This window comes from Dietzia sp. UBA5065 (assembly GCA_002415925.1).
Classification (GTDB): domain Bacteria; phylum Actinomycetota; class Actinomycetes; order Mycobacteriales; family Mycobacteriaceae; genus Dietzia.
Window position 1 is genome coordinate 22,883 of record DIAZ01000122.1, and the last position, 2,330, is coordinate 25,212.

The 2,330-nt window shown below is 73.0% G+C and carries 4 protein-coding genes; 2 read left to right on the forward strand and 2 right to left on the reverse strand.

What is annotated here, in order from left to right; genetic code table 11:
* Both B4M60_RS15720 and B4M60_RS09475 read left to right on the forward strand, forming a co-directional pair.
* On the forward strand, positions 1–93 hold a 93-nt coding region (locus B4M60_RS15720; protein ID WP_414646777.1), incomplete at its 5' end, for an acyl-CoA dehydrogenase family protein.
* 52 nt (positions 94–145) lie between these two features.
* Positions 146–622, forward strand: coding sequence for a hypothetical protein (locus tag B4M60_RS09475; protein WP_291082765.1), 477 nt, complete (start codon positions 146–148; stop codon positions 620–622).
* Between the two features lie 12 nt (positions 623–634).
* On the opposite strand, the gene B4M60_RS09480 is transcribed toward B4M60_RS09475, so the two are convergent.
* Both B4M60_RS09480 and B4M60_RS09485 read right to left on the reverse strand, forming a co-directional pair.
* Complete coding sequence (locus B4M60_RS09480; protein ID WP_291082768.1) at positions 635–1,660, reverse strand: dihydroorotate dehydrogenase-like protein; 1,026 nt, start codon at positions 1,658–1,660, stop codon at positions 635–637.
* The coding region (locus B4M60_RS09485) for a thiamine pyrophosphate-dependent enzyme (RefSeq protein WP_291082771.1) at positions 1,661–2,330 on the reverse strand (670 nt) is incomplete at its 5' end.

Below are 2,330 nucleotides of genomic sequence, written 5' to 3' on the forward strand. Positions count from 1 at the left end.
CAGCTGGCCCGCGACGCCAAGTCGCTCATGATCTACGCGGGCAGCAACGAGATCCAGGTGACCCACATCGCCAAGGGCCTGCTCGCGCGGTGATCCCGCGCCCTCGTCCGGTTGCCCTTCCCGCCCGCTCTCGTACCGTCGGACCATGTCCACCGAGATGCTCCACACGTACATGCAGGACCACCACGCCGGTGCCGCCGCCGGGATCGACCTGTTCCGGCGAGTGGCCAGGGACCACCGGGACCCGCGGGTCCGCGAGATCGTGACCCGGATCGGCGACGAGACCGTGGACGACCTGCACAGCCTCGAGGAGCTCATGACCCTGGTGGGCACGTCCCCCTCCGTGCTCAAGGACCTGCCCGCCAAGGCCGCCGAGAAGGTCGCGCAGCTCAAGCCCAACCGGCGGGTGGCCGAGCGATCACCGCTGAGCGACCTGATCGAACTCGAGGCGCTCACCCTCGCGGTGACGGGCAAGAAGCTGGGCTTCAAGGCGCTCCTGGACATCGGCGACCCGCGGCTGCCGCGGGCGACCCTGGAATCCCTGGTCGAGCGGGCGGACCGGCACGGCAGGCAGCTCGAGGAGCTTCGCCTGGCGTGCACGGACGCGCTCAGGCAGAGCTGACGGCCCCGCCGATCACCGCACGTCGGGCGTCGGCGCGGCGAACCCGGCCGGATCCGCCCATCCGAGCGCGCGCACGTAGCCGCCGCGGACCCAGGTGGAATCCCCCGGATCGGCCGGGGCGGCCAACAGTCCGCGGAAGGCGTCCACGCTCGCGTACCGCTTGCGCCGCATCCAGTCGGCCAGGCCGTCGAGCAGCACGGTCGCGTGCTCGGGCCCGTGGCGGAGCAGGGCGGAAGCCGTCTGCACCACGTCGGCGCCCGCGAGCAGGTAGCGCACCACGTCCGCCGCCTCCTCGACGCCCGTCGTGGCCGCGAGGTCCAGCCCGGCGCGGCGGCGCAGCAGGGCGATCCACGTGAGCGGCAACCGCATCTCCGCGCGTGAGGAGAGCGTGGCCCCCGCCGTCACGGTGAGCGTCTCGGGGTCGATATCGGGCTGCTGGAAGCGGTTGAACAGCACCAGCGCGCCGGCCCCGGCGTCCTCGAGCGCGCGGGCGACGTCGGCGAAGGCGCTGAACTGCGGGCCCACCTTGACGGCCACGGGGACGGTCACGGAGTCGACCACGGCGGCGAGGATGTCGAGGTGGCGGCGCTCGACGTCGCGGCCGGTCAGGCCCGGGTCGCCGGGCAGGAAGTACACGTTCAGCTCGATCGCGGCGGCCCCCGCGTCCTGCATGGACCGGGCGTGGCGGGCCCAGCCGCCGGTGGTCGCGCCGTTGATGCTCGCGATCACGGGCACATCGACGGACGACGCCGCGCGCTCGATCAGGCTGAGGTGGCGGCGCGGGCCGGCGTCGGCGAGCGCGCCGGGCGGGAAATACGACTCGGACTCGGCGTAGCTCTGCGAGCTGTGCTCGGCGAGCGCGGCATCGCGCTCGGCCTCGCGGCGCAGCTGCTCCTCGAACAGCGAGGCCAGCACCACCGCGCCCACGCCGGAATCGGCCAGGCGGCGCACGCCGTCGACGGTCCGGGAGAACGGTGAGGCCGCCGCGACGAGCGGGTTGCCCAGCTCCAGTCCCAGGTAGCGGGTGCCGAGGTCCATCTAGAGCGCCCCCTTCTCCCCGGCGCGGCGCGCGTCCGGCGTGAACTCGTCGGACCCGCGCGCGGCCATCTCCTCGTACCGCTGCCACCGCTGCGCCACCGCGTGCTGCGCCAGCGCCAGGAGCCGCTCGTGCTCCTCCGGGTCGGTGTTGGCCAGGGAGCGGAACCGCAGCTCGCCGTCGCGGTACGCCCCCAGGGAGATCCGGGGACGGTGGGAATCCAGCATGAACGGGTTCGCCCCGGAGCCCTGCAGCACCGGGTTGTAGCGCATGAGCGGCCAGTGGCCGCTGGCCACCGCCTTGTACTGCTGGTCCATGCCGGTGCGCATGTCGATCCCGTGGGCGATGCACTGGCTGTAGGCGATCACCAGCGACGGCCCGTCGTACGCCTCGGCCTCGCGCATCGCCTGCAGGGTGTGCTGGGGATCCGCGCCCATCGCCACGCGCGCCACGTACACGTTGCCGTAGGACACGGCCTGCAGCGCGAGGTCCTTCATGGGCAGCGTCTTGCCGGCGGCCGCGAACTTGGCCACCGCGCCCAGCGGGGTGGCCTTGGACATCTGGCCGCCGGTGTTGGAGTACACCTCGGTGTCCAGCACGAGCACGTTGACGTCGCGCCCGCTGGAGAGCACATGGTCCAGGCCCCCCGAGCCGATGTCGTAGGCCCAGCCG